The organism is Seonamhaeicola sediminis (assembly GCF_004358095.2).
Taxonomy (GTDB): Bacteria; Bacteroidota; Bacteroidia; order Flavobacteriales; family Flavobacteriaceae; genus Seonamhaeicola; species Seonamhaeicola sediminis.
Genome location: NZ_SMZJ02000025.1, coordinates 1 through 2,550 on the forward strand (window position 1 = coordinate 1; position 2,550 = coordinate 2,550).

General features: G+C 35.5%; 4 protein-coding genes. All 4 read left to right on the forward strand.

The window, feature by feature from the left end:
- Nucleotides 1–600 precede the first annotated feature (600 nt).
- Nucleotides 601–981 (forward strand): hypothetical protein, encoded by a 381-nt coding sequence (locus tag E1J38_RS14860; protein ID WP_133357634.1) that lies wholly within the window; start codon nt 601–603, stop codon nt 979–981.
- A gap of 219 nt (nt 982–1,200) precedes the next feature.
- Nucleotides 1,201–1,578 carry an META domain-containing protein gene (locus E1J38_RS14865; protein ID WP_133357635.1) on the forward strand — a complete coding sequence of 126 codons (378 nt, stop codon included), beginning with the start codon at nt 1,201–1,203 and terminating at the stop codon, nt 1,576–1,578.
- Between the two features lie 194 nt (nt 1,579–1,772).
- Nucleotides 1,773–2,012 carry a ribbon-helix-helix domain-containing protein gene (locus E1J38_RS14870; protein WP_110476599.1) on the forward strand — a complete coding sequence of 80 codons (240 nt, stop codon included), beginning with the start codon at nt 1,773–1,775 and terminating at the stop codon, nt 2,010–2,012.
- Complete coding sequence (locus tag E1J38_RS14875) at nt 2,005–2,292, forward strand: type II toxin-antitoxin system RelE/ParE family toxin (protein WP_133357636.1); 288 nt, start codon at nt 2,005–2,007, stop codon at nt 2,290–2,292. Before E1J38_RS14870 ends, E1J38_RS14875 begins: the two co-directional genes overlap by 8 nt.
- The last annotated feature ends 258 nt before the right edge of the window (nt 2,293–2,550 follow it).

Consider the following 2,550-nt stretch of genomic DNA (forward strand, 5'->3'; position numbering starts at 1 on the left):
ACAGTGTATTTTCCAACTTCGTTTGTGAATGTCGATGCCAATGTATAACTTTGGTTGAGCAGTTTGTTCAGTTTTCATATCTTAATCGTTTTAGTGAACTTTAAAGATACTGACTTACTGCTTTTTCATGGATGCTATAATGCATTGCTAGTTCTAGGTGTACTCGGAATAATTTACACAAACACTAAAGTTCACTTTTCTTTTACTAACTTTATCATAACCAACGCAACGTCATCATACACAAAACCGATGATAGCACATTCGCCAAAGGCGAACTTTAATCTGCGCTGCTTCGCAGACAATGCATCTTAAAGCATGTGCTATCATCTGCAGGGTTAAACCAAATTACTACTAAAACCTATCCTAAAAATATCGCCTTCTGCGGGCTTCGAGCCAAAACGTGCGANTGCTTCTCGAATTCCCAAGCCAATAAATTCTACAATTTACGCTTCGCTTTCGCGAAGCTAATTGACAATCAATAATTAGAGAGTATATGGAAGTCCTTTTCTCTAATTATTGCTCAAGAATTTATTATCTTTTCATTCTCTAAGCAGAACTACGTTTAACCCTGCAGTTACCTGCAAGCTGAAAAAAACCGCAATGAATAAATCGAACAGGCTGAATTTTTTAAAATCATATCTGAAATTATACGGAGTTGAAAAAATTGAATTGACTAACGAAACGGTTGATTCGATAAGCGGAATAGCAATCTATGACGAAAATGACCCAGAAGAACGACAGGAATTTATTTGGCACAAATCTGAAAAGGAAATTCCGTCACCCGAATTGAACATTCTGATTGAAAAAATTGTGACGGAAAAATGGCATAACGGAGACAAAATCTCTGAACATATTGAGGAATTGGAATTTGAGGAATTTGACAACTCGACTAAAGATAAAATTCTGACCGAATTGTTCGATGTCCGAATAAGAATGGTTGATGATGGAGAAGAAACGGACTCTTATTTTGTGCATTATTGATTAAAAAACTGAACGTGAAAAATAAAGCCAGCAGGTAACAACGGCTATAATTCATTGCGGTTGAATTCCTAATCGGAATTCACCGCAATTTTGCTATCTTTCGGCTACGGCGGAAAGAATCCTGCGGATTTTTCCGCAACGAAATCATAGCCAAGACCGTTGTAGTGCATTTGAACGCAACGTTTTAGACAAAAAAGCATCTACTTAAAAAGATAAATTATGAAACCAAAAGTTTTAATATTAATCGGACTAATATTTGTCATTCTTTCTTGTAACAACGATGACGAAATCCCGCAAACTGAAATTAACGGAGAATACGTTGGAATTTTTGAACGAGGTGGAAATAATTCTAATGTCGAATTGACTTTTAATAATGGAAATTGGAGCGGAGAAAGTGAAATTATAAAATTTCCTGCTTTGTGTAATGGCACGTATTCAAACTCAGGAAATGTAATTACCTTCGAAAATGCCTGTCCTTGGACAGCTGAATTTGATTGGACTTTGATTTTAGGTGGCGAATGGAATTATAGTTTGAATGGAAATTCGTTGACTTTGACAAAGACAAACGGAGATAAATACACTCTGACAAAACAATAAAAACGCACTACAACAACGTGTAAGCGCAATAACGGCTGAATTTCCTAATCGGAAATTCAACTCGTTTTGCTAATTTAGGTGCGTCAGCGGAAAGTACTCGCGCACTTTCCCGTTACTGACGCTTACACAAAGACGTTGGCTACAATTTGGAAATGATTCGTTTTTGGTGTATATTTACATCTAATAAGTAGATTATGTCAAGACAAAGTATCTCATTTACAAAGCCGAACGATGAATGGCTAAAGTCCCAAGTGGACAATAAAGAATATTCAAGCAAAAGCGAATTAGTTAACGATTTGATTAGACAAGCCCGAAAACAACAAGTTCAAATTGACTGGATTCGAGCTAAAATTGAAAAAGCTGAAAATAGTGGATTTACGAATGACAGCAAAGAAAGTATTTTAGCTCAATCAAAGTCTTTGCTAAATGGCTAAATACAAATTGACAAACGAAGCAAAAAATGACTTGATTCGAATTCACCATTACGGAGTTAAAAAATTCGGAATGACCCAAGCGGACAAATATTTTGAGTCTTTTTTTGAATATTTTGACATTATTGCTGAACGACCTTTTTCCTTTGAATCTGTTGACTATATAAAAAAAGGGTACAGACGTTGCGTGTGTGGAGTTGATAGTATTTACTATAAAGTCAATGAAAATATTGTTGAGATAGTCACAATAGTTGGAAGACAAGATTTGAATGAAAAATTCTAATGGAATATAAAAAACTGTAGCCAACAATGTATAACCGCAATTACGGCGGATTCGACTACGTCCGAATCCACTCGGAATTGCTAACGTCAGTGCTAAACCGAAAATTAACGCATATTAACCCGTAACTGACGGTTATACGAGACCGTTGTGGTGCATATTGACCCGTCCTGAATAAAGGCTACATAATTTTAAACATTATGTACAAAAATGACAAAGTAATCAGACGGTATTCAGAACCTTTTAAACTGAAAATTTTAG

What these genes read in the sequence shown, in the direction of transcription:
- E1J38_RS14860 (WP_133357634.1), top strand. Translation starts at nt 601, where the DNA reads ATGAATAAATCGAACAGGCTGAATTTTTTAAAATCATATCTGAAATTA.
- E1J38_RS14865 (WP_133357635.1), top strand. Translation starts at nt 1,201, where the DNA reads ATGAAACCAAAAGTTTTAATATTAATCGGACTAATATTTGTCATTCTT.
- E1J38_RS14870 (WP_110476599.1), top strand. Translation starts at nt 1,773, where the DNA reads ATGTCAAGACAAAGTATCTCATTTACAAAGCCGAACGATGAATGGCTA.
- E1J38_RS14875 (WP_133357636.1), top strand. Translation starts at nt 2,005, where the DNA reads ATGGCTAAATACAAATTGACAAACGAAGCAAAAAATGACTTGATTCGA.